21 protein-coding genes and 1 other annotated feature are annotated in these 23,414 nt (G+C 43.8%); of the genes, 12 read left to right on the top strand and 9 right to left on the bottom strand.

Annotation, left to right across the window (positions count from 1 at the left end):
* Positions 1 to 9: 9 nt before the first annotated feature.
* Complete coding sequence (gene brnQ / locus DY78_RS07750) at positions 10 to 1,401, bottom strand: branched-chain amino acid transport system II carrier protein (RefSeq protein ID WP_024626463.1); 1,392 nt, start codon at positions 1,399 to 1,401, stop codon at positions 10 to 12.
* Positions 1,402 to 1,469: 68 nt separating this feature from the next.
* Positions 1,470 to 1,725, bottom strand: a binding site (T-box leader).
* Between the two features lie 146 nt (positions 1,726 to 1,871).
* Here brnQ and DY78_RS07745 point away from each other — a divergent pair.
* The gene (locus tag DY78_RS07745; protein WP_024626464.1) at positions 1,872 to 3,602 is read left to right on the top strand and encodes an ABC1 kinase family protein; all 1,731 of its coding nucleotides are present in this window, start codon (positions 1,872 to 1,874) and stop codon (positions 3,600 to 3,602) included.
* Between the two features lie 55 nt (positions 3,603 to 3,657).
* Here the strand turns inward: DY78_RS07745 and DY78_RS07740 are convergent, their stop codons facing one another.
* Positions 3,658 to 4,638, bottom strand: coding sequence for an AraC family transcriptional regulator (locus DY78_RS07740; RefSeq protein WP_024626465.1), 981 nt, complete (start codon positions 4,636 to 4,638; stop codon positions 3,658 to 3,660).
* A 194-nt stretch (positions 4,639 to 4,832) separates the two neighbouring features.
* Here DY78_RS07740 and DY78_RS07735 point away from each other — a divergent pair, with 194 nt between their 5' ends.
* From DY78_RS07735 to DY78_RS07725, 3 genes are read left to right on the top strand one after another with little or no spacing between them, the layout of a single operon-like run.
* Positions 4,833 to 6,020: an MFS transporter gene (locus tag DY78_RS07735; protein ID WP_024626466.1), complete on the top strand. Its 1,188-nt coding sequence runs from the start codon at positions 4,833 to 4,835 to the stop codon at positions 6,018 to 6,020.
* Between the two features lie 3 nt (positions 6,021 to 6,023).
* On the top strand, positions 6,024 to 7,607 hold the full coding sequence (locus DY78_RS07730; RefSeq protein ID WP_024626467.1) for an alpha-L-rhamnosidase-related protein: 1,584 nt from the start codon (positions 6,024 to 6,026) through the stop codon (positions 7,605 to 7,607).
* 16 nt (positions 7,608 to 7,623) lie between these two features.
* Entirely contained in the window at positions 7,624 to 8,520 is an 897-nt protein-coding gene (locus tag DY78_RS07725) for an ROK family protein (RefSeq protein WP_029779225.1), read from the top strand.
* Between the two features lie 48 nt (positions 8,521 to 8,568).
* On the opposite strand, the gene DY78_RS07720 is transcribed toward DY78_RS07725, so the two are convergent.
* Complete coding sequence (locus tag DY78_RS07720) at positions 8,569 to 9,219, bottom strand: MIP/aquaporin family protein (RefSeq protein ID WP_024626468.1); 651 nt, start codon at positions 9,217 to 9,219, stop codon at positions 8,569 to 8,571.
* A 383-nt stretch (positions 9,220 to 9,602) separates the two neighbouring features.
* On the opposite strand from DY78_RS07720, the gene DY78_RS07715 reads away from it, so the two are divergent.
* From DY78_RS07715 to DY78_RS07695, 5 genes are read left to right on the top strand one after another with little or no spacing between them, the layout of a single operon-like run.
* Complete coding sequence (locus DY78_RS07715; protein WP_024626469.1) at positions 9,603 to 10,721, top strand: exonuclease SbcCD subunit D; 1,119 nt, start codon at positions 9,603 to 9,605, stop codon at positions 10,719 to 10,721.
* Positions 10,722 to 10,725: 4 nt separating this feature from the next.
* The gene (locus DY78_RS07710; RefSeq protein ID WP_024626470.1) at positions 10,726 to 13,863 is read left to right on the top strand and encodes an AAA family ATPase; all 3,138 of its coding nucleotides are present in this window, start codon (positions 10,726 to 10,728) and stop codon (positions 13,861 to 13,863) included.
* Positions 13,864 to 13,904: 41 nt separating this feature from the next.
* On the top strand, positions 13,905 to 15,095 hold the full coding sequence (locus tag DY78_RS07705; RefSeq protein WP_024626471.1) for an ATP-binding protein: 1,191 nt from the start codon (positions 13,905 to 13,907) through the stop codon (positions 15,093 to 15,095).
* 15 nt (positions 15,096 to 15,110) lie between these two features.
* Complete coding sequence (locus tag DY78_RS07700) at positions 15,111 to 16,451, top strand: vWA domain-containing protein (RefSeq protein ID WP_024626472.1); 1,341 nt, start codon at positions 15,111 to 15,113, stop codon at positions 16,449 to 16,451.
* Positions 16,444 to 16,743: a hypothetical protein gene (locus DY78_RS07695; RefSeq protein WP_024626473.1), complete on the top strand. Its 300-nt coding sequence runs from the start codon at positions 16,444 to 16,446 to the stop codon at positions 16,741 to 16,743. Before DY78_RS07700 ends, DY78_RS07695 begins: the two co-directional genes overlap by 8 nt.
* 93 nt (positions 16,744 to 16,836) lie before the next feature.
* On the opposite strand, the gene DY78_RS07690 is transcribed toward DY78_RS07695, so the two are convergent.
* The 6 genes from DY78_RS07690 to DY78_RS07665 form a co-directional block, all read right to left on the bottom strand.
* On the bottom strand, positions 16,837 to 17,259 hold the full coding sequence (locus tag DY78_RS07690) for a PTS sugar transporter subunit IIA (RefSeq protein WP_024626474.1): 423 nt from the start codon (positions 17,257 to 17,259) through the stop codon (positions 16,837 to 16,839).
* Between the two features lies 1 nt (position 17,260).
* On the bottom strand, positions 17,261 to 18,079 hold the full coding sequence (agaD, locus tag DY78_RS07685; RefSeq protein ID WP_024626475.1) for a PTS galactosamine transporter subunit IID: 819 nt from the start codon (positions 18,077 to 18,079) through the stop codon (positions 17,261 to 17,263).
* Positions 18,069 to 18,878 carry a PTS galactosamine transporter subunit IIC gene (gene agaC, locus DY78_RS07680; RefSeq protein ID WP_024626476.1) on the bottom strand — a complete coding sequence of 270 codons (810 nt, stop codon included), beginning with the start codon at positions 18,876 to 18,878 and terminating at the stop codon, positions 18,069 to 18,071. The genes agaD and agaC overlap by 11 nt, the downstream gene beginning before the upstream one ends.
* Positions 18,879 to 19,361 carry a PTS galactosamine transporter subunit IIB gene (gene agaB / locus DY78_RS07675; protein WP_024626477.1) on the bottom strand — a complete coding sequence of 161 codons (483 nt, stop codon included), beginning with the start codon at positions 19,359 to 19,361 and terminating at the stop codon, positions 18,879 to 18,881.
* A gap of 37 nt (positions 19,362 to 19,398) precedes the next feature.
* Positions 19,399 to 20,106 carry a GntR family transcriptional regulator gene (locus DY78_RS07670; RefSeq protein ID WP_024626478.1) on the bottom strand — a complete coding sequence of 236 codons (708 nt, stop codon included), beginning with the start codon at positions 20,104 to 20,106 and terminating at the stop codon, positions 19,399 to 19,401.
* 346 nt (positions 20,107 to 20,452) lie between these two features.
* Entirely contained in the window at positions 20,453 to 21,037 is a 585-nt protein-coding gene (locus DY78_RS07665) for a TetR/AcrR family transcriptional regulator (protein ID WP_024626479.1), read from the bottom strand.
* 684 nt (positions 21,038 to 21,721) lie between these two features.
* Between DY78_RS07665 and DY78_RS07660 the strand changes: the two genes are divergently transcribed.
* The 3 genes from DY78_RS07660 to DY78_RS07650 are packed head-to-tail and all read left to right on the top strand — an operon-like array spanning position 21,722 to position 23,285.
* A complete protein-coding gene (locus DY78_RS07660; RefSeq protein WP_024626480.1) occupies positions 21,722 to 22,000 on the top strand; it encodes an LPXTG cell wall anchor domain-containing protein in 279 nt (92 codons plus the stop codon).
* A complete protein-coding gene (locus tag DY78_RS07655) occupies positions 22,001 to 22,579 on the top strand; it encodes a WxL domain-containing protein (protein ID WP_024626481.1) in 579 nt (192 codons plus the stop codon). It begins immediately after the preceding gene.
* A 37-nt stretch (positions 22,580 to 22,616) separates the two neighbouring features.
* Positions 22,617 to 23,285, top strand: coding sequence for a WxL domain-containing protein (locus tag DY78_RS07650; RefSeq protein ID WP_051385267.1), 669 nt, complete (start codon positions 22,617 to 22,619; stop codon positions 23,283 to 23,285).
* Positions 23,286 to 23,414: the final 129 nt, after the last annotated feature.

Genomic DNA, 23,414 nt, shown 5'->3' with positions numbered 1-23,414 from the left:
GTAACGCATTTAATTACGTTGGCCAACAGTCGCCGTGCCGCGGCTTTGACTATGTTGTAAGACTAAATAATGCACCGTCCCAAAGACGGCCCCGACTAATGCTGGGACGAGCCAATCCATGCCGCTGCTAGCAAGTGGCAAATAGCTTTGCACGTGGGCCATGGCAACGCCTAAGGCACTTTGACTGACTACGGCTGGGAAGGCCGCCATCATATCGAAAACAGCGGGGACGACGGTAAAGACCACCACCCACCGGTAAACCACGGCGGATTTGTGGAACAGTGGTGACAAGATGGATAAGAAGATTAAAGCCATCGCTAAGGGGTATAAGAACATTAAAACTGGCGTGGACCAAGCGATGATTTGATTTAGCCCGATGTTGGCGGTCAAAAATGACGCTAAGCAAGTTAGGCGGAGCCAAGCTTTATAACTCAAAAAACTAAAGTGTTTGTGAAAGTCTTGGGCAAAGGCTGCTACTAAGCCAATGGCGGTCGTTAGACAAGTTGTGATGATTAACACCGCCAGAACGGCTTGGCCAGCAGTTCCCATATAGTGATTGACGATTTGATCAAAAGCCACCCCGCCATTAGCGGAAAGCTTGAAATGACCTAAGGATTGGGCACCTAATAAGATCAATAAGACATAGATTAAGCCTTCAAAACTCATCGAGAATAACCCTGCCCGCGCCGTCACCCAGGCCGCTTTATTCGGGTCAGTTTGCCCCATGAAGTTGACAGCGGTGACGATGGTGACCCCTAGTGCTAATCCGGCGAGGGCGTCCATCGTGTTGTAACCTTGTAGAAAGCCATTGACGAAGCCGGCACTTTGATAGGCCGCCGTCGCAGTTGTATTACCGGCATGAGCGAGTGGACTGCTAAAGCCGACGAAGAAAATAACGACTAATAATAGCAAAAATAATGGATTTAATAATTTGCCGACCCGTGCCATGATTTTACTTTGTTCGGTGGCCAAGTAATAAGCTAAGCCGAAAAAGGCGGCCGAAAAGACGAGTAAGGCTAATGATTGATATTTAGCCGGGAAAAAGGGCGCCAACCCGACAGTAAATGAAACGGTCGCGGTCCGGGGAGTCCCGAAGAAAGGGCCAATCGTGAAGTGAATCAAGACCATAAAGACGACGGCAAAGGTTGCGCCGAGGGGCTTACCAATATCGTAGACTCCTTTGGATTTGGTCACACAAACGGCTAAAACGGAGAGCAGTGGCAGTAATACTGCTGTGACTAAAAATCCCACGGCGGCCACGCCCCAATGACTACCGGCTAATTGGCCTAAATGCAAAGGGAAAATCAAGTTACCAGCGCCAAAGAATAGGGCGAAAATCATCGAGCTCAAAGTGACGTAATCACGTTTCGTTAGTTGTCGTTTTTGGATTTTATCAAGCATACACAAGACTCCTTAATTTTGTCGGTTAAACAAAAAAACGTCCTTGCACCTGAGCACTATGACTCAGAAACAAGGACGTTTAAAACGCGTTACCACCTTAGCTTTGCGATGATATTACTATCATCACCTCACAGGTACGGCTAGTGACCGGTCGCTAGCGATACCCTGGCTCGATAATGGGAGCACCCAACGACAACTAGGAAGAATCCATCGTCATCGCCGCTCAAAACTGATTTTCGGTCGAAAAGTAGTGATGTCATTGCACCAACCTGACACTCTCTAGGCACTCAAGTTTCGACGTACTGTGTTTATCAACGCGTTTGTTAACCGTTTTTTAATGTGTCCTTAATCTAACGCCTGATTAAAAATTTGTCAACACTTTTTCGACAAAATGCGGTTTTAGTTCGTGCAGTTTGCGGTTAAAAGACTCATAATAGAAGTTAAAATACGCTAAGATTGGAGACTTCCGGATGGCTGATACGACGCCAAAAGACTGGCAAGCAAACCAAAATCGGCACACGCGTTTTCGGACGATTGTCGGTGTATTACGAAAATATAATGTGCTCACAAATTTAGCGCGCCAAAAGAACCCCGACCAAGTGCGGGCGGCTTTTGAAGAATTAGGACCGACCTTTATTAAAATTGGCCAAATTTTATCGTCGCGAACCGATATCGTGAAGCCCGAGTTCGCTAATGAATTCAAAAAATTACAAGATAACGTCCGCGCTGATGACTTTGACGTCGTTCAGCAAACGATTGAAACGCAGACCGGCAAAAAAATGGCCGCGATGTTTGCGAGTTTCGATGAGCAACCCTTTGCATCGGCTTCGATGGGGCAAACCCACCACGCCACGTTGTTGAATGGTCAAAAAGTGGTCGTTAAAGTTCAGCATCCCGGTATCGATGCGGAAGTCGCCTTAGATATTTCGTTGTTTGAACGGGCATTGCCGTTATTACGCTACATTCCAGATTCATCAGTCATTGATTTGCAAGAAATGGTTGGTGAGATTAAACGCTCCTTATTCAACGAATTAGACACGAGTATCGAAGTCAAAAACGGAAGTCGATTTTATCGCTTAAATAATCATGATGATATTATTTGCGTGCCACGGGTATACGGCAAATACAGCACGCAAAAAGTATTGGTCAATCAGTATATGCCGGGGACCAGTATTCAACATTTTCTGGCGCAAGTGGCGCAGGCCGATGCCGCCGACAGTCACGAATATGACGACGAGCGCACCTATTTAGCCCACGTGCTGGTCGAAAACTTTTTAAAACAAGTCTTTGAAGATGGCTTTTTCCATGCTGATCCGCATCCGGGTAACATCTTGTTACGGGAGCTCAAACCAGATGATATGGGCTACCGTGATAGTGTTCCACAAAAACATGGCAAGCTTGGTAAACGACAATTGCCACCATATCGTTTAGTCTATTTGGACTTTGGGATGATGGGGACCATTAGTCCAGCCTTAATGAATGGGATTGCCAACGTGGTCGTGGCGGTTACGACGGAGAATACTCGTCAAGTTGGTAAAGCAATCTTGGGTATTTCCAATCGGACCGGCGAAGTGGATGAAGAAGAATTTTTCAATGATCTGGCGCCGTTTTTAGGCCAGTATTACAATTCGGGACTGGGAGATATTGATTTTCAAGGCTTATTGTTTGAAATGGTCAAAGTCTGCCGGAGTAATAATATCCAAATGAACCCCGCCGTTACAATGCTTGGGAAGGCGTTCGGAACGATTGAGGGTATTGTGGAGTTACTTGATCCCAATCTATCCATGATGGATGTCGCTCGACCGTTTGCTCGGCGTTACATGCGGGAAAATTTGAATCTTCGTAACGAGTTGGAAGACGGTTTGTTGGCCACCTTGCAAGGACTCAAGGATACCCCCAAGTTGCCGTCGCGGTTGTTGTCGGCTTTGGACACTTTTGAAAACGGGCAAGCCCGGGTCAACATTGTCTTTTCTCATCGTAAAATGTTTATTGATCGGATTGACTCAATGGTAAATAAAGTCGTCCTATCAGTAATCTTAGCCGCTTTAATTGTCGGTTCGTCACTGTTAGTCCAGAGTCATCCAGATAATAGTTGGATTACCAATATTGGGATCTTTGGCTATGTCGCCGCCGTGGTCGTTATTATTGGCCTGTTGATTGGGACTTTGCATTCTTGGTACCGACATTGGCGTTCGAAATAAAATTAATTATCCATGGAAAAATAGTCGTCGGAAGCACTTGGCTTGCGACGACTATTTATTTTGGCCAATTTTCTCGCTGGCGCTTGAATTGAATCGGTGTTAATTGTAAATGCTTATTGAATAGTTTGAATAATGACGGCGTGCTGTGATAACCGATACGTTCAGCGATTTCAGCTACGGAGTAATTGGTTTCAAGTAATAGTTCTTCTGCTTCGGCGAGACGCTTTTTGTCAATCAAGGCCTTAAACGTACTACCGGTTTCAGCTTTCAATTTGTTACCTAAATAGTTTTGATTATAGCCGAAATGCGTGCCTAATTGTCGCAGTGTCAGTGAGGTAAAGTGACGGTCAATATAACTCAAAATTTGGGCTAAGTCATCGTTATTATCGGCGGCTTCTTGGGCGGTGACCTCAATGGAATTAGCGAGTTCAGTCAAAATGAGTGACAGTAATAAATTCATTGAGCGATTGCGGTAGGGGGCGTGTCCTAACCCCTTGATAATTAGATTATTAATTAATGACAACGCCATTTCATTATCGCGTAAATTGAATACCACAAAATTATTGTGAACGGCATTGACCCGGGAAGCATTAATCATGAATTCGGTAGCCAAGTTTTTTGATTGGGACAAGTTGTTTAAGATATTGGTCAAAATAGAATCATCACGGATCAAAATATTAATCAAGATATCATTTTCACCAACATAATCAATCTGTTGCACGATATCTTTATCCATTAAGATCAATTCGTGCTCGTGTAGCTCAATTTTTTCGCCGTTAATATATTGGGTGCTGTGGCCAGAATACATATAATTCAATTCAACAAAGCTGTGGGTGTGGGCGGGCATATATGAATAACGGTGGTGTTTGTTAACGAAAATATTGCCACGCTTGAAAAAATCAGCTTTAGGCATTTGAGGAATACCATTATTTTCAGCTGTAATTTTAACATCCACGACATTGCCGCCATGGAGCCGTTGTTGTGTTTCAATGGGATCTTCGGACCTTAAAAAGGCGTCTAAAGCAACTAAATCCATAAATATATCCTTTCATATCAAGGGTTGAAGTTACTAGCTAAACTAACACTAAACTGATAGTTGGTGTGGCTTAGTACGCTTTCAACCTGTATTTTGGATAATTATCTCATGTAGCCACGAAATTGTAAACGGTGTCATAAATCGGTTTAATAAGACTTGTAAGCGATAACAAAAACAGAAAAGAGGAATTTATTATGAAAAAAGGTTGGTTGATGAAATTTTCCCTTTTATCAATTTCATTAGTCTTAACATCGGCTGGAGCCATTTCTGGCAATATTCCGGCGATGGCGAAGACGTTTGCCAATGAACCCTTGTCGTCGGTTGAAATGTTGACCACGATTCCGGCATTGATGGTCGTTATTTTCGTGTTACTTAGCAGCTTCATTGCTAAAAAAATCGGTTCAAAACAAACCGTTATTTTAGGGTTAGTGATTGCCTTAGTATCCGGATTAGTGCCAGTCTTTAGTACCAACTTCACGTTGATTTTAATTTCGCGAGCGGGCTTAGGGGTTGGCTTTGGCTTATTTAATTCGTTAGCCGTCAGTATGATTAGTGATTTCTATGATGGCGATACCCGGGCGCAATTGATTGGTTTTCAAAGTGCCTTCCAAGGTTTAGGGACTGCCATTATGACGTACGTTGCCGGTCAGTTATTAAAGACCAACTGGCACATTACTTTTTGGATTTATGCCATTATTTTACCAATTTTAGTGCTCTTTATTTTATTCGTACCAAGTCCTGAAAAGGAAGGTTTACACGCAACGACGAGTGATGTTGCGGCTAAGCCAGTTAAGCAATCGACGAACTTACAAGTTATCGGCTACGTCCTATTCTTGTTTGCCGTTTTAGTGATTTACATGGCTGCCCAGGTCAAATTAGCGTTGTTATTGACAACTAATGGCTACGGTAGTGCGACGGATGCTTCAAATATTATTAGTTTAATGTCGGTTGGGGGTATGTTAGCCGGGTTTAGTTTTGGGGCAATTTTCAAACTTGTTCGGCAATATACGATTCCATTCTCGCTGGTCTTAATGGCATTAGGGTTTTGCTGTTTGACGATTGCTAATAGTGTTGTCTTAGCCGGAATTGGGAGTGTCTTAGTTGGGGTGGCCTTCTCGTTATTTGTCCCTTACTTATTCAACCAAGTCAGCATCGTATCGCCCGCTGGTTCAGCGACCTTGTCAACGTCGCTCTTACTTGTTGGTTCTAACTTAGGGTCATCCATGTCGCCATACGGGCTAGCATTATTAAGCAAATTATCGGGGACGACGGCGGTCAACGGTATTTTCATGGTCGGTGGCATCTTGTTAGCAATTATGGCCGTAGTAGGCTTCTGCTTCGTGCTTAGTCGCCGCAATAAACATATTTTGAAAGAGGGATAAATCATGGCTTTTACATTCCAAATTAATAACGATATTAAGTTTAATCATGACGAAAAACTGTTAGCAAAAGCGGCGGCTAATGAGCCTAAGCTAAAGCATACGACCGTTAAGGCGACGGATTTAGTTGATATTGTCGCTGATGAACAAGCCTTTAATGGGTATAAGGCGGTTGCGAACAATCAAGATATTAAGCAATTACCAACCTATGCTTTAAAGAAGGGCGGTAAGTTAGTACTTGATTTTGGCGACCATCAAGTTGGACGGTTCAGTATCGACATTGACTCGGTAGGTTCGCCAATGGACGCCCCGTTGTATTTACACTTAACGTTTGCCGAGACGCCCGCTGAGATTGGGGTCGACGCCAGTGGCTACGATGGCTGGTTAAGCAGTTCTTGGATTACGGAAGAATATATCCATTTAGACGTATTGCCGACCAAATTATCGCTACCAAGACGCTATGCCTTTCGCTATGTTGAAATTGAAGTTAAAGATACTTCCCCCAAGTGGCAAGCGAGCTTTAGCAATCCGCAAGTTGTGACTGAAAGTGCGGTTTCAATGACGGACGTGCCACTCGTAAATATTGATGATCCGGAATTAAAACGTATTGATGAAGTCAGCATTAAAACGTTACATGACTGTATGCAATCAGTCTTTGAAGATGGGCCTAAACGGGATCATCGCTTATGGCTTGGAGATTTACGTTTACAAGCCTTGGCGAACTATGCAACGTTCAATGATGACCAACTGGTTAAACGGTGTTTGTACTTATTTGGTGGAATGACGACGACTGAAGGTAAGATTTCTGCCAATGTCTTCACGACACCCAAAGTCACACCAGATGATACGTTTATGTATGATTACAGTTTATTCTTTATCTCGGTATTAAGCGATTTTTACAAACAATCGCAAAATAATGAAGTATTGAATGATTTATATCCAATTGCGAAAAAACAAATAGAACTAGCCTTAAAAGCAGTCGGGAACGACGATTTATTAGTGATGGATGAAGACTGGCCAGTCTTTGTTGATTGGTCGACCAAGATTGATAAGGCGACCGCGGGCCAAGCGATTCTCATCTATGTATTGAAACAATTCATTGGTTTAGTACAACAAAAAGAACCAGACCAAGTTGCACGTTATCAAGCGCTTGTCGACCGTTATAGTGCCGCGGCCGTATCACAGTTGTTTGATGCCGACCAAGGGTTGTTTGTTAGTGGCCCTAACCGTGAAGTGAATATTGCCAGTCAAGTTTGGATGGTTTTGGCGCATGTTTTAGATGATGCTGAAAACGAGCAATTGATGACTAAAGCGGTGGCTAAATTATTCCCAGTAACTGGGATTGCAACGCCTTATATGTATCATCATATAGCGGCGGCGTTATTTGAAGCCAATCATCAAGCCGATGCGATTAAGCTGATTAAATCGTATTGGGGCAAGATGATTGACTTGGGCGCGGATACGTTCTTTGAAGCCTTTGAACCCGAAAATTTAAGCTTTTCACCATATGGCAGTCCAGTGATTAATAGTTACTGTCATGCCTGGAGCTGTACACCAACGTACTTGATTCGCAAATACTTAGTTAAATAAACGTGAGGTGATTTTAATGAGTAAGTATTTAGTATTCGATATTGGCGGTACGAATATCAAATATGGCATCATTAATCGAAGTGGTCAGTTAATTGAAAAACACCGGTTTAAGACTCCGACAGAATCGTTGGCAGCCTTCTTGGCCCCAATTCAGCAGTTAATTGATCAGTATCAAGGACAGTATGACGGGTTAGCTTTTAGTATTCCCGGCAAAGTTCGTCATCCGGATGAAATTATTTATGGTGGCGGCTCATTGCCATTTTTGGACCGGCAGCGCCTAGCAGATCATTTATCAGTCCCAACCGGCGTGCCGGTCATGGTTGAAAATGATGGCAAAGCCGCCGCTTTAGCCGAATTATGGTTAGGTAATTTGAAAGATTGTCAAAATGGGGTCGCCTTGGTGCTCGGAACGGGCGTCGGTGGTGGCTTGGTATTAAATGGCCAATTATTCTCGGGCAGTCATTTTCAAGCCGGTGAATTGAGCTTCATGCTTAGTGACACTGATGAAACCATGACGGGGATGCTCGGATTGCGCGGGTCGGCCGTGGCAATGATTGAACAAATTGCAACCGAACTCAAGTTAGTGGACCATCACGATGGCCTTAAAGTTTTTGAAGCCATCAATGCTGGCGAACCTACTGCGGTTAAAATTTTTACGGCATATTGCCACACGATTGCGTTAACAATTCAGAATATGCAAAGTGTGATTGATGTGGAACGGTATGTCATTGGTGGTGGCATTTCGGCCCAGCCAATAGTGGCGTCAACGATTCGTTCAGAGTATTTGAAGCTGTATCATGGTTTGCCAATTATTGAAACGACGTTGACGGCACCGGCGATTATGACGGGGAAATTTAGTAATGACGCTAACTTGTATGGGGCTTTATACCACTTATTGCAAAGTTTAGAATGAACAAAAACGCAACGACAATTTCGTCGTTGCGTTTTAATTTAGCTGATATTAATCTTCACTGCCTAAAACTCGTGCACAGTAAGCGGCTAAAATGGCCCCAACTTCAGGTGCTAAGATGTAGACCCATAAGTGTGAAAGGGCGGTACCACCAGCAAAGATTGCTGGTCCGATTGAACGAGCTGGGTTCAATGATCCGCCGGTTAAGTTCAAAGCGACGATGATTAAGAAGGCTAAAGTAATCCCAATCGTCACGCCGGCAAAGTCCCCGTTACCATGGTCATTGCTCGTGACGTTCAAAATAACCATCAAGAATAAGAAGGTAACTAAGGCTTCAACGAAGAAAGCCATCCCGCTATTAATCTTGGAGAAATCAGTTTGACCTAAGGCGTTAGTTGCTAAGCCCATGGCACTGACGAAACTCCGAACACAAGCGGAAGCCACGATGGCCCCTAAGATTTGTGCCACGATGTAACCACAAGCATCAACGGCATTGATCCGCCGATTGATTAACATGGCCGTAGTGACGGCGGGGTTAAAGTGACCTCCAGAAATTCCCCCAAAGGCGTAAGCTGAAACGGTAATCGCTAACCCGAAGGCTAACCCAATCGTTAAGGTGTCGCCTTTAGCAACGACGACGGCGCCAGTCCCTAAAAAGACTAGCATGAAAGTACCGAGAAATTCGGCAAAATATTTGCGCATTGTAAACACGCTCCCTTTATTAGAATAATTGCTAACTTAACTTATTCTATAACACTTTAAAATGAATCGCTCACAATATACTCATGATATTAATGATTTATATAAGTAGGAAACAATTATCGACATGGCTCGGAAACGGTTTCTTTGCTACTAGAATAATAAAACGGCTAACTAAGTCAATGTAGATTAACAACTAATCATTAATTTGATTATACAACTCATTTTGCGATGCACGGATTTTTATGTAAGGAAACGTTACTAGCTAATCAGCGTGGTAAAATTTAAGATATAAATTGAAAAATGATATACGAACATGTGTTCTTTTGACCTAATTAATGCTATGCTAACAGCAGATAATTAACTGACTTGAAGGAGGCGTCACGATGCGATTTTTACATACCGCAGATTGGCACATTGGTAAGAAGTTACATGGATTTGACTTGGCGGAAGATCAACAAGCGGCTTATGAACAAATTCAGGCGATTGCATTGGCCGAAAAAGTTGATGCCATGATTATTGCCGGTGATTTATACGATCGTGGGATTCCCAATGAAAAATCGGTCAATCAACTCGATAACATGTTGATTGATTTAAACTTAAAACAACATTTACCCGTCTTAGCAATTAGTGGCAACCATGATAGTGCGACGCGTTTACGGACTGGGAGTCCTTGGTTCAAAGCCACGGACTATTATTTGAATACAAAGTTAAGTCAGGCGTTCACCCCCGTTGAATTTGATGATACGCAAGTGTTCTTATTGCCTTATTTTGAACCATTTGAAGCGCGGCGATACTTTGATGATGACAGCATTAAATCGGCGGCTGATGCGATGCAACAAATCGTCGCCGCGATGGCAGCAAAGTTTGATCCCGCCAAAAAGCACGTGTTAGTGGCGCACTTTTTTGCGGCCGGTAGTGAGCATGTTGATTCCGAAACTCAGGTGATGGTCGGTGGTTTGAACGCCATTCCAGTCACTGATTTAGCGCCATTTGACTATGTCGCCTTGGGCCATTTGCACGGTAAGGATGCTTTGCATGCGGAACGGGTTCGGTATAGTGGCTCGCCGCTGAAATTCTCAGTGTCCGAAGCTAATCAGCAAAAAGGCGTTTGGATTGTCGACACAGATCCGTTTGCGGTCACTTTCAAACCACTAACCCCGATTCACGATGTTCGGGTCTTAAAAGGGGCCTTTGCAGACTTAACGGCCCCTGAATTTTATAAGGAACAGGCGCAAGATGATTATCTAGCGATTCGATTGACGGATAAACGAGTCATTCCGAATGTCATGCAAGCTTTACGCGATGTTTATCCTCGGATTATTGAATTGGAACGTACTGATGGTCCAGTCGTTAGCGATACCCCGACGGAAACGGTCGATCCGCATTTGGACCCGATGGAATTGTTAGACCAATTTTTCGAAAAACAAACGGAAACTGCCATGACTGAGCAACAACAAAAGTGGGCGCAAGCTGCGCTAACTGCTGCAAATAAGGAGGACTAGGTACATGCGACCATTAACTTTAAAATTAGACTTTTTCGGGCCATTCCGACAACAAACAATTGATTTTACCCAGTTTAATGATTTTCCAGTCTTCTTAATTAGTGGCAAAACGGGTGCTGGTAAAACAACAATTTTTGATGCGATGTGTTTTGCGTTATTTGGCGGCACTTCCGGTAGTGATCGCCAAGTTAAACAAATGCGGTCTGACTTTGCCACATTGGATGATATTACCGAAGTGACCTTTACGTTTGAACATCTTGGTCGCACCTATCGGATTGTGCGTTCACCCGACCAGATTGTGAACAAAAAGCGTGGCGAGGGAACGACTAATCGTGTGGCGAGTGTTGTGTTGACCGTTTTTGATGAAGCTGGCGAAGAAGTCGAAGAATACATTAAGGTCAATGCGGTCCAAGCTCAAATTCGTGACTTGCTGCAGCTGACCAAGGAGCAATTCGTGCAAATCGTCTTGCTACCGCAAGGCCAATTTCGCAAGTTCTTGATGGCAAATAGTGATGATAAAGAGAAAGTTTTGCGTGATATTTTTGGTACGGGACTATTCGGACTATGGGCGCAAAAACTACGGGACCGTTTAAAGGATCAGGAAACAGCCAATGCAGTTGCTACCCAAACGTTAACGACCTATCAACAACAATTGACTTGGACGACGGCTTATACCGCTGAAGAATTAGCCGCCATGGCACCCCAAGCGGCCGTCGACGCCCAACTAATTGAACAAGCAGCACAAGCCAGCGACTTAGCCCAATTAAAGGTCACTTTTGATAGGACTAAGGCGACCTTGGAGAAGGCACGTCAGACCCAACAAGCTGGTCAGACGTTGCAAGCTAATTACGATGCGTTCACCCAATATCAACAACAATTGACTGAGTTGCAAGGACAACAAGCGACGATTGATGCTAAAAAGGCTCAAATTAAAACGTTGGAATGGGCGCAAGCATTGGCGGCGACTGCCAATCAATTGAAATCCGCCCAGAATCAAGTTGCAGTTGAAAGTGATCGTCAAACGCAGTTATTGAATAAGCAAGTGGAGCTACAGCAACAACAAGCTGCCGTCCAAACAACGGTCAATCAATTACAAGCTGAGGAACCGGCCGCGCAGACACGGGTGCGACAAATTACTACGTTGACCACCCAACAAGCGGTGTATGAACAAATTGATCAGACTCAGATGGCCTTGAAGTCCGCAGTCGCAGCGGAGACGCAAGCTAAGCAACAAGCGGATGAATTAGCGACGCAATTGACTAGCTTAACGCAACAACAAAGTGAACAGGCTGAACGAGGGGCAGTGTTGCCAAGTTTGTTGACCGCTCAGACTGATTTAGCACAGCGTGGCCATGAATTACAAAACTTGCAACAACAATATCAAGCTTATACCAGGCAACAGGCAGTTGTTAGTCAGGCTAAAATTGCAGTTCAAGCGCGACAACAGGCTGTTACTGATCAGTCGGAGTTGGCTAATAAGCAACGGGTTGCTTATGAAGAATTAGATAGTCAGTGGGCCAGTGAACAAATCGCCATTTTGAGTCAACGATTATTGCCAGAACAACCATGTCCAGTTTGTGGGTCAATTGAACATCCTAATCCGGCGCCAGTTGATACGATTACCGTTGCTGAAGAAGAGGTTAAAGCGGCACAAACGGCAAGTGAACATGCTGGCCAACAATTGAGTGCGGCTAAGACTAAGTTGGATAACGAACAAGCCAAGTTGGTAACTGCCCAGGCTCAGTTGACCGAATTAGAACAGGCTTTATTGGCTGATTTGAAGACTAGTTTGGCGGTATCAGTGACCGCAAATGAATTGGCTGAGACATTAGCTGAAAACCAGCGCCGGCTAGCGGCTGAGCAGGAAACGAATCAGGCGGCGATTAAAGTTGCCGAAAATGCGCAGGCGAATAGTGTTGCGTTAAAAGATAAATTAACCGCTTTAGCGGCCCAACAAGCGACCTATACGGAGGCTGTCACGACGGCGACTAACCAAGTTTTACAGCTGAAAACGCGGTTAGCCGATCAAGAAAAACAACGTTCAAATGAATATGAAACGCTGTCAGCCTTGAAAGCTCATATTGCGACATTATCAGAACAACAAACAGCCTATGAGACCGCGGTTAAACGAGCTGATGCACAACTAGCCCAGATTAAAGAAAATGCCTCGGCAGTGGCGGCACAATTAATTACCACCAAACAGCATTTGGATGATGCCCAAGCGACAGTAACGACGACTAATGCGGCCTTAACTGATGCGATGACTGCCCAGTGGGGACAAGCTGATTTTGACCAGTTATCCGGTTTGTTGGCACAGTTATCAACTTTACCGACGTTACGGCAAGCCACTCAAAATTTTGACCAACAGTTATCACAATTGACTGGGCAATTATCCACTTTAAAGCAACAAATTAAGGCGCAACCAGCGCCAGATTTGGATGCATTAGCCGCTAAAGTCACGGCGGCTCAGACCGCTGAACAAATCGCCGAAAAAGCGTATTATGACTTACAACAACGGCTACAAAGTAATGAAACTATCGTTAAAAAAATGCAAAAGACCTTAGCAGCCGTCCGTGACCAACAAGCACAGCTGGCTGAAATGGCTCAATTATCGAATGTTGCTAATGGTAAAGGACCCCAAAAACTTAGTTTAGAACGGTTTGTTTTACAAACTTATTTGCAACGGGTCTTAAAAGTCGGTAACCAACGTCTTGCCCAGTTAACCCGGAATCGTTATCAGTTCCGGTTAGATGATTCTCAAGGTACTTCCCGGAACATGTCGGGACTTGAGATCAATATTTATGATGATAATGCCGGTAAGGTTCGCAGTGTGCATACTCTTTCTGGTGGTGAAAGTTTTGTTGCCGCGTTATCATTGGCATTAGCATTAGCCACCGTCATTCAAGAACAAGCCGGCGGAATTAAAATTGATGCCCTCTTCATTGATGAAGGGTTCGGTTCATTGGATGAAGATGCTTTGGAAATGGCGATGGAAACTTTGCAACAAGTGGAAGGACAGTCCCGCATGATTGGGATTATTAGTCATGTTCGCGAATTAGAGAGCCAATTACCGGCACAATTACAAGTTATTCCGGATGGTAATGGTGAAAGTCATGTGAAATATCAGCTCGCATTTACTTGATTGTTTCACATGAAACATTTGAAAGTTGAGGTCAATTAAGGATGGCATTATCGTATCAAGCATTATTAACGGCTATTCCAGTCGTGCTCCAAGCTGGCAATGTGCCGAATATTGTGGGGGAAGCTGGGATTGGCAAATCGGCCCTCGTGGCGGAAGTAGCCGAACAGATGAATGCGAAACTATTCACGACGGTTGTGAGTTTGTCAGAAAAGGGAGACTTAGCAATTCCAGTGCCACCGCTGACAAGTGATTCATTTATTCAAACAGCCGCTTATGGTCAGTTAGCTGATGTCCAATATGGTTATGCCCACACTTTAATTGAAATTATTCAATTTGCCGAAGCCCACCCGCAACAACCGATTATTTGGTTTTTGGATGAATTTAATCGGGGAACCCAAGCAGTTCAAAGCGAATTGATGAATTTAGTTTTACAAAGAACAATTAATACCTTAAAACTACCCAATCAAGTTAAATTGGTTATTGCTGAAAATCCAGATGCTAGTATGGCTGGCTTTGAAGCTAGCGATTATGGCGTAGTGGCCGGCGATGCGGCCATTAAGGACCGAACCGTGCGATTAGTGATGGAAATGGATCCTAACGATTGGCTGAGCTGGGCCCAAACAACTGACGAAAATGGTCAGCCCAACATTCATCCGTTAGTCCAACAATTTATTGGCGAGGATGTTACACGGTTATATCAAACCGATGAACAGGCTGACTTACGAGCCACACCACGTGCTTGGACGCGCGTATCAACGAATTTAATGGAACTAGAGAAATTACCGGCCGCTACCCGCGAAACGATTGCTTTGGATGTTTTCCAAGGTGACGTTGGCGTGACTCTCGGATTAGCATTTGAACAATTCTTGGAACAACAGGCGATACGTTTAACACCGGCCATGCTATATGATAGTCAGCCGGTCGGCGCAGTTGTTCCAGCTCCAACTTTAAAACAATTTCAAACAATGAGTGAACCACAAAAAAGCACCGTGTTAGCAAGTTGTTTAGCGTTAACGACCACTTATCCATTGACGGATGACCGCAATGCTGGTCGCTTTTTACAGCTGTTACAAACGTTGAGCCAAGATGGTCAGTTCGCCCTAGTTCAACAAATTGGTCAGAACCGTGAGTTGTTGAAACAGCTCTATACGGCCAATATTGCTAAAACGAGTCCATATGTAACGGCGTTATATCAATATTTACAACAAGTGGCTAGTTGGTCAAATCAATAGAAAGGAAGCACCGTCATGCTCAATAACGCGATGGAATATGCCCGATGGCGGCAAAATATGTTGATGGTACCGACCCCAGATATCGAGTCGGCCAGTGCGACAATGGTCCAACGGGCAATTATTGAGTTATTAGCGGCTGCTCCGTTTTATGGTGAGATTTTAACGCGCTTGCCACGTCAATCTGCGCCGGCGCAAATGACGCCATTTGCTTTAATTTGGGTACAAAACCGGTTGGAATTGCGGTGGGCAGCGGCCCCCTTAGCACAGACTTTTGAACGGTTTGATCAGCTACAAGCGGGGCTAAAGCACGTGGCGTTACATGTGATTTGGCAACATCCGCTACGCTATCGACAGCAAGTGCCAACCCAGTCAAAGCTAACCACGTTAGCCACCGACTTGGCGGTTAATCAGTATGTCACGGGATTACCACCCATGGCGACTAGTTTGACCACCGTCCAGCCAATGGTGACAACTAAATTGCCGATTAAGGCTGATTCACAGACTTATCTCGAGTTACTGAAGACTAAGTCAGCTACTCCGCCGGAAAATAAGGGGCAGCCGCAACCTAAAAATAATCGTAATCAATCCAAAACGACTAGTCGGGGGTCAAAGACACTAACAGCGCAAATTGATGGCGTCGATGGCTGGCAAGCCGCAACGGGACAACTCACTAATCCAAATTTAGCCGCAGCCCGCTTACAACAGCTGACCCATGATGCTTGGACGCATACGCCAGAAGCTGGTCGGGGATTAGTGGCCGGAAAAGTGGCGGCTAGTTTGGAGATTAAACCGACCACGGCCGCACTGAACTGGCGTCGACTGATTGTCAAAGGACTCGGCCAGATGCCGACCGGCCGGAAAGCTTCGCGCGCCCGCTTTAATCGTCGCCAACCCGCGCGGATGGAATTACCAGGTCAAATTAGTGATACGCGGTTAGATGTGCAAGTCTATGTCGATAATTCCGGTTCAATTAGTGATGCGACCTTACAATATTTATTAGGGCAAGTGGCCACCTTGACTCAGGCGTTGACCGCTACGATTACGGTCAACGCCTTTGATGCTATTGTGCAACCTGGCCATACTTACCAAGCAAGGCTACCGCAACAAATCCGCTTTGAACGTCACGGTGGCGGTGGCACTGTCTTTCAAAGTATCTTTGATGACTTAGCGCGGCGACATTTAACTAATCGCACTACGTTGGCTTTGATTTTGACGGATGGTCGCGGGGAGCGCCAAGTTGAGAATTACGGTTTTACGAATGTGATTTGGCTACTGGCGAAGTCGACTGACCAGTTGTCGGTGCAACCGCCAATTGGTCAAGTAGTATCGTTGAAAGGAAGTGGTGGGGATGACTAAACCACTCAAACCCGCTGACATGCAATCGTTGTTGACCCACGATTGGCGTTATCAACGGGCCGCTGCCGTCGTGAAAGGGCAGTGGTTACCGATTATTGCGGAAGAGGAGCATCCTTTTCGCCAGCAAATCCAACCGGAAGATTTACAATTTGCGCGGGAGCTGATTGCTAGTGATACTTTAACGAGTCAATTTGATTTTAATAGTTATGCAGGCGTGCAAGCGATGCGCCAGTATTTCGGCAGTCAATTGAGTTCGACTGGCCAACATTGGCTAGTTTCGGCGTATCAATAAGTAACTAAAATATCCTGATAGGTAGCGGTATGAAGACCGACAGCCTATCAGGATATTTTGATGTGCGTTTCAATTTAATCGCACAATTTTAGATTAGATACCGTCTTCGTCAGCATCTTGGATGACGGCATGGTGTTCAAAGACTTTAGTTTGGGCCTTACTAGTTGTGACTAATGTCGTGGCTAGTTCGGTCGCAGTACCAGCATAATCAGCTAATTGGAAGCCGACCTCCAGTAAAGAACCAACGTTGCAACCAGTAATGACGGCAATATCTTGATCAGCAGTCGTACTAATCTTAACGGCTTCTTTGAAAGGGGTCCCGCCAAGTAAGTCACAGAAGAAAACGGCTTTGTCAGTATCTGCTAGGGCAGTGGTTAATTTGCCGTTCAAGGAAACGTCATTCATATCACCAGTGAAGTCGATGAATTCCACGTTTTGTAATTCGCCGGCTAATAGTTTCACCGTGGATTGAATACCAGTGGCAAAGTTTCCATGGCCAGTAACGATAATTTTCATATTAAAGCACTCCTAACCATGAAAGGGCAATTGCTAAGACGAAGGTCGCTAAAATTAAAACAACTGGGCTGACGTTCTTCTTTTTGAGTAACCAGTAAAGCAAGAACGTATAGCCTAATGGCAAAATATTAGGGAAAATCCGGTCAAAAAACTGAGTTTGAATAGAAATCGTATGGCCAGCAGAAACTGGAATCTTTGTCTTAACTGTAATTTGAACGTAAGTGGCAATTAAGCCACCAATAACTGTACAACCTAAAATACTAGCGGCATGCGAGACGATTGCTGAGTTTTCACGAATCTTAGAAATTGCTTTAGTCCCAGCGTTATAACCCAATTGGGCAATTGGAATCCGGGCAAAGAACAGTGCCACATAAACGAGGAAGAAGACCAATGGCCCTAAGATGCTACCTTGTTTGGCAAATGAGGCAGTAATTCCGGCCACGATTGGTAAAATGGTGAACCAAGTAATCGCGTCACCAATTCCGGCTAATGGCCCGAATAAGGCAATCCGCAAGCCATCGATAGTTGAACGTTTCTCACCATGTTCTTCAAGGGAGGCTTCCAATCCAAGCAGTAATGGCGCAGCGTAGTTGTTAGTATTGATGAATTGAAGGTTGGCGCCCATTGCGTTGGCTAGGCCTTCTTTATCATCTTTATAAATCTTTTTGAGCGCTGGAATCATGGCTAAGGTCCAACCATCGGCTTGCATACGTTCGTAGTTCATTGCAGATTGGTTAAAGATTGAACGGAGGCCTAAACGGGAAATATCGCGTTTAGTTAATTTACCGCGTCCTTTATTTTCGGGTGCATTAGATGCCATCGCTATCATCTCCATTTCCACCAGCGTTATCGATCATCGTCTTGATTTTCTTTTCGTTATCCATGGAACGCTTGTTGTGATAGTATTCGATGAATGCTAAGGCCACCCCAATAACGGCTACTGGCATTAAGTTACCGAACTTGATGAAGCAAGCAGCGGTGAAACCTAATAATAAGTAAGGGACATATTCGGCTTTTAACATACTCTTAAGTAATAAGCCAAACCCAACGGCTGGTAAGATACTCCCAGCAATTTCAAAGCCGTGACTCAACCAAGTTGGCATCGAGTTAACTAAGGCTCGCATGGGTTCTTGAGCGCCGTAGACGCATAAGAAGGCGATTAACCCATAGGATAAGGCGACAATCCAAGTTGGTAACAGGGCTAACCGAGTGAATTTCTTGGTTTCACCGTTAGCGGCATAGGTATCAAGTTTTTTAGTTAAAACTGAAAAAGCAGAGTAATAGAATAAAATAATATATTGCATTAAAACACTAAATGGTAATGCGAGGCCAATCGCAGTGGCAGGCGTTTTGCCAGTTGTATAAGCTAAAACAACAGTCATAACACCGGCCATAATTGGGTTAGGCGGCTGGGTCCCGCCAACTGGTGTCAAACCAGCAAAGGCTAATTCAGTTAGCCCACCAGCAATAATCCCTAAGGTCAGATTACCGAGGATGGCACCCGTAACGGTACAAACGATCATTGGACGGAAAATATAAAAACCTTCCAACCAGAAATCAATACCGGCGATGATGGCAAACAAGGCAATTAAAAGACCTTGCATAAGTGTGACAGACATCTAAATCACTTCTTCCAAAGGTTGTTTTTTGTCTTCAGGTACTTCTTGAACATAGACGTTGACACCATGATCAGCACAGAACTTTAAGTCTGCTTTGTCTTGGTCATCCATGTAAGTGTATTTAGTGACTTGCGTCTTACCTTGTGAGAAGTGCATGTTACCGATGTTTAAGTCTTTAATTGGCACGCCGCCTTCAACTAAGCGACGGGCATCTTGAGGGGTCCGGATAATTAAGAAAATCTTTTGCCGGGCACTAGCTTTGCTGATCGTGCTAACGGTTTTATCAATGGTCCAGAAACGAATACCAACACCGGATGTTTCAGCAGTTGCTGCCATCAATTCTTGTTGTAATTGGTCATTGGCAGTTTCATCATTAGCGACTAATAATAAATTGGCGCCAGCCGAAGAAGTCCAAACGACCCCTACTTGACCATGCACTAAACGATTATCAATTCTTGTTAAAACAATATTTGGTTCACCCATGTTTTATCCCTCTATTCCATATAATCCATCATGATGACTAGCTAATAATGTACATAATCAAGTCACCAACGACGGTTGCCGTACTGTAAAAAATAACTTCTTGTTTTTCAATCCCACTCGTTTGAACTTTGACGAGTGGATCCCCAACATTTAACTGGAACAGCTGGCGATTGTCTTTAGTGATTAGTCCGGCTTGCGTGTGCGTGAAGAAATCAGCGGTTAAGCCGTATTTTTTCACTAAAAAGGGAACTAAGTCATTATTGGTAATCTCACTGCGAAAAATCTTAGGGAAACGATTGAAGGGCAGATAGACTGTTTCGTCAAAGACGGGTTGATCATCTGCGTAGAACATATATTGCATTTGGTAAAGGTAGTCATCAGCATTCAAACCGAGCTCAGATCGAATGGTTGAATTTTGACCATCGACTAGTAAGCTAAAATGCTCAAGCTTCACTTTTGGTGTGGCGCCCATATTGATGATGGCCTGCCGCACGTTCAAATAATGAATGCCGATGTCGGCATCGTCTTTTTGCAAAACAAATGAGCCTTGACCTTGTTTTTTGTAGATATATTGTTTACGTTCTAGTTCGGAAAGTGCGCGTCTAACCGTAATCCTAGAAACGTGATACATCTCACCTAGTTTTTGTTCCGAAGGTAGCTTCGTATTCTCCGCTAATTCTCCAGATTCAATTTGTCGAATTAATTCATTAAGCATGCTTTGGTACAGTGGCAAAATATTAGCCATTGGGATTCTCCCTAACTTGTTATGTTGTTATAACAACCATGCCTACATTAAAACACCGCTAATTGCAATTGTCAACGCTTACATAATGACGTTAACGGTACTTTTCTCCTAGGGTTACAATCTGGAACCCTTTGGAGATAACGGCTTAAGAATCCTGAAAATAATTCAAAAATTATTTTAGAAAGTAAGGAATTCAAATGGTTATCAACAATTTATTTTTTGGAAAAGTAGTGCAATAAAAATTTGATTATGCTAAAGAATCCTACGCCAGCAAGCTTGTAAGCGGGTAGGATTCTTGAAATTGAACTTTTTTAAGAATGTGACCTGTCATGATTATGACAAGTTGTTATACCTTCAAAAAGGCTAACCAAGTTGCTTCACGTTGTTTAATATCAGGCTGGCTCCCTTGACGGATATGCGTTTGCAGTCCAATGCGTGCTTCTAATAAGCTTTGCGCGAGCGCCGTACTGGATTGATCTTGGCGAATGATATCACTCGCTTGACCTTTTAAAATAGCTGCCGCCATTAATGTTGTGTAGTCATCATAAAATTGATTAATGATTTGTGTGACAGCTTGATCGGTATTGCCAAACTCGGCAATAGCATTGGCCATCATGTCACCAGCGGGATGCTGGTCAGTGATCAAGTCACGGCTAAATAGCATTCCGAGCACCGTTAGTGGGGTTTCACCAGCCTGTTCTAGCTGTTGCATGGCTTGCACACTCGCGGTCAACCCTTGGTGGTAACATCGCTGGAGCGCCTTTAAGTATAATGTGTGTTTGTCACCAAGTGCATTGTATAAGCTTTGCTTTTTTACGCCACTTGTTGCGACAATTTCGTCCATCGAAGTATGGTAATAACCATTTTGCCAAAATAAATGCATGATTTGTTCAATGACTTGGTCATCGTCAAAAGTCTTTTTTGCTGGCAAGCGATCGCCTCCTTTGTGAATACGTCATTTTTATTAGTATACCATAGCGAGTTGACGTACTTTTATGCTGGTATTACGCAGATTTATACATACTAACTACTGAAAATTGTTTACTATTTAAATTACTAGGGTGAATTTATTTGTTTTAAAATGTGTTTTTAATCAAGTTAATAGCACCTGATTTTGAAGTTGATTAATTTTAACCGATTGGGGCGTGAATGGTTAAGGAACCTGAATTAAATGTTATCCCGTACTGTCAATGTATATAGCGCTTACATTTCAAAAATATATTGCTTATTTATGATTATGGTTATCCATAACATTTACTAATGAACACTCACATTACAATTTAATCAAAATATAATGTCTCCTTGTTTTTTAGTTAAGTGGCGTCACTAATTTTATAAAAGTAGTCAACTTGTTAATGGTAGAAGCCTTGTCACTAAACTGATTAAAACAGTTCGTATGAATTTATTTGTATTTCTATTAAAATGAGAATTGACCAAGAATGCTCTTAAAAAGGCGTTCTCGGTCAATGGTTAGGCCGGCTTATCAATTGACGAGGCTTTACTTACCATGCTATATTTTCGTTGCTGATAGCGAGAATAAAAAATCTGCTTGTCAGTCATAAAGTTTATTTTGGATTAACAATTAATAATTAGCCCAACCAAGGAGGTGATTGGCATGAAATGGTGTCTCGGACTGGCTAGCTTGATGGCATTCATTAGTAGTCAGTCACTACTAGTAGCGCGAGCCGATGTACAACGAAGTACGTATGCGGTGACCATTACTAGCCCAGCGAGTAATAGTGGTCATGGTCCGTTAGGCGGATTATTACCACAGACCAGTGAATTACAGCAATGGGTCTTGTTAGGAATCGGATTATTAATTATTAGTTTATTGATGTTATTACTCAAACTTTGGTGGCCTAGCCGTCAAACAACAACAAGGGAGCAACCGTAGATGAAAAAATATTTAGGGACATTACTTGCCGGGGTTACACTCATGGCCGTTTTACCGATAGCTGCTCAAGCTGCTGACGACGACCAAAACAAATCAACAACCGCCGATATTACTTTGGAACAAGATACTGAAAACAGTGCGATTACGTTAGACTCAGCGCCTAATATCCATATGGGGACGCAAGAAAATACGCACGCAACAAAAACATATGAAGCTGAATCGATTGATGGCAATTTACAAGTAACCAACCCTGGGAACACCACTGGGTGGAATGTAACCGTTGCTCGGACCGCTTTTGAAACAACTACGGGTACTGAGATGAAAGGTGCCCAACTTAATTTAACCAATGGTAAGGTTGCCGCGGTTGATTCAGAAAACACGTCAACTTTCCCAGCAACTGAAAATTTAGAAGTGACGACTGTCGCTACTAAAGTGTTAACAGCGCAAACTAATGAAGGGATTGGGGCATTCACGTTAACTCATGATGCTGACAATGTTAGCTTGAAAGTTCCAGCGGGGACGGTTAGTGGTGCTTATAAATCAACTTTAACTTGGTCATTAACTAACGCCCCAAGCTAGACGAATCATTTTAACGAACTGAAATGAGGTGCGATGGATGCGTGTATTGCTCGCCATCCTCATGAGTAGTAGTTTAATGATGGGACTGACTCCAAGGGTGCATGCGAGCACGTCGCAACAGTCCCAAGTCGATATTAATTTAGTCCCCAGTGATGACGACAGCGCTGTTGATCCGGTTGACCCGCAAGATTCGAGTCAACCTTATCCAGGTGATACTGCAGATGACGGGCTTACGAGTGGGACTGGGTCCCGCGATCAACTTTCATTAGACTTTTTAAGTAACTTAACTTTCAAACCAATTACTGCTAGTCGTGGGCCAGTAACTACGACCGCCGCGAATTCCCGGGCGATGATTCAGATTACCGATCGCCGTGGTACCGGGGCGGGGTGGACTTTGCAAGTAACGCCCAGTGCATTAACCAACACTTCACAGGCTTTAACTGCTACAATTGATTTAGGTTCTGTCACGATTAAGTCGGCGGGGACTAACGTTAGTCGGACACCACGGCTTGTCAATCAAGGTCACTTGACAGTCGGCTCAGTCAATAACGTTTTAGTTGCCGATAAGAACGCCGGCGTCGGAACTTGGTTGCTGCTACTCAATCAAGGAACTGAACCAACCACGTTAACGATTCATGATCAACAACTGACAGCCGGCAGTTATTCCGGTGAATTAACTTGGTCATTAACGAATGCACCGAGTTAATTCAGGGCGGTCTACCAAGGTGGTAGACCGTCATGTGTACATAGCAACTCTGTCCATTGAAAAAGGAAGGTAACTTATATGGTAGATTGCAAATTTAATCCGAATTTTTGGACAAATTGTTCAGCATAA

The organism is Lactiplantibacillus fabifermentans DSM 21115, assembly GCF_000498955.2.
Lineage (GTDB): Bacteria > Bacillota > Bacilli > Lactobacillales > Lactobacillaceae > Lactiplantibacillus > Lactiplantibacillus fabifermentans.
The sequence above is the reverse complement of the archived record's forward strand: the minus strand, read 5'-3'. Positions and strand labels throughout refer to the sequence as shown.

Excerpts from the sequence above, each read along its gene's own strand:
- brnQ (WP_024626463.1), bottom strand. The coding sequence starts at position 1,401 with ATGCTTGATAAAATCCAAAAACGACAACTAACGAAACGTGATTACGTC.
- DY78_RS07700 (WP_024626472.1), top strand. The coding sequence starts at position 15,111 with ATGCTCAATAACGCGATGGAATATGCCCGATGGCGGCAAAATATGTTG.
- DY78_RS07670 (WP_024626478.1), bottom strand. The coding sequence starts at position 20,106 with ATGGCTAATATTTTGCCACTGTACCAAAGCATGCTTAATGAATTAATT.
- DY78_RS07710 (WP_024626470.1), top strand. The coding sequence starts at position 10,726 with ATGCGACCATTAACTTTAAAATTAGACTTTTTCGGGCCATTCCGACAA.
- DY78_RS07705 (WP_024626471.1), top strand. The coding sequence starts at position 13,905 with ATGGCATTATCGTATCAAGCATTATTAACGGCTATTCCAGTCGTGCTC.
- agaB (WP_024626477.1), bottom strand. The coding sequence starts at position 19,361 with ATGGGTGAACCAAATATTGTTTTAACAAGAATTGATAATCGTTTAGTG.
- DY78_RS07730 (WP_024626467.1), top strand. The coding sequence starts at position 6,024 with ATGGCTTTTACATTCCAAATTAATAACGATATTAAGTTTAATCATGAC.
- DY78_RS07650 (WP_051385267.1), top strand. The coding sequence starts at position 22,617 with ATGCGTGTATTGCTCGCCATCCTCATGAGTAGTAGTTTAATGATGGGA.
- DY78_RS07655 (WP_024626481.1), top strand. The coding sequence starts at position 22,001 with ATGAAAAAATATTTAGGGACATTACTTGCCGGGGTTACACTCATGGCC.
- agaC (WP_024626476.1), bottom strand. The coding sequence starts at position 18,878 with ATGTCTGTCACACTTATGCAAGGTCTTTTAATTGCCTTGTTTGCCATC.
- DY78_RS07660 (WP_024626480.1), top strand. The coding sequence starts at position 21,722 with ATGAAATGGTGTCTCGGACTGGCTAGCTTGATGGCATTCATTAGTAGT.
- DY78_RS07745 (WP_024626464.1), top strand. The coding sequence starts at position 1,872 with ATGGCTGATACGACGCCAAAAGACTGGCAAGCAAACCAAAATCGGCAC.
- DY78_RS07740 (WP_024626465.1), bottom strand. The coding sequence starts at position 4,638 with ATGGATTTAGTTGCTTTAGACGCCTTTTTAAGGTCCGAAGATCCCATT.
- agaD (WP_024626475.1), bottom strand. The coding sequence starts at position 18,079 with ATGGCATCTAATGCACCCGAAAATAAAGGACGCGGTAAATTAACTAAA.
- DY78_RS07725 (WP_029779225.1), top strand. The coding sequence starts at position 7,624 with ATGAGTAAGTATTTAGTATTCGATATTGGCGGTACGAATATCAAATAT.
- DY78_RS07720 (WP_024626468.1), bottom strand. The coding sequence starts at position 9,219 with ATGCGCAAATATTTTGCCGAATTTCTCGGTACTTTCATGCTAGTCTTT.
- DY78_RS07695 (WP_024626473.1), top strand. The coding sequence starts at position 16,444 with ATGACTAAACCACTCAAACCCGCTGACATGCAATCGTTGTTGACCCAC.
- DY78_RS07715 (WP_024626469.1), top strand. The coding sequence starts at position 9,603 with ATGCGATTTTTACATACCGCAGATTGGCACATTGGTAAGAAGTTACAT.
- DY78_RS07735 (WP_024626466.1), top strand. The coding sequence starts at position 4,833 with ATGAAAAAAGGTTGGTTGATGAAATTTTCCCTTTTATCAATTTCATTA.
- DY78_RS07690 (WP_024626474.1), bottom strand. The coding sequence starts at position 17,259 with ATGAAAATTATCGTTACTGGCCATGGAAACTTTGCCACTGGTATTCAA.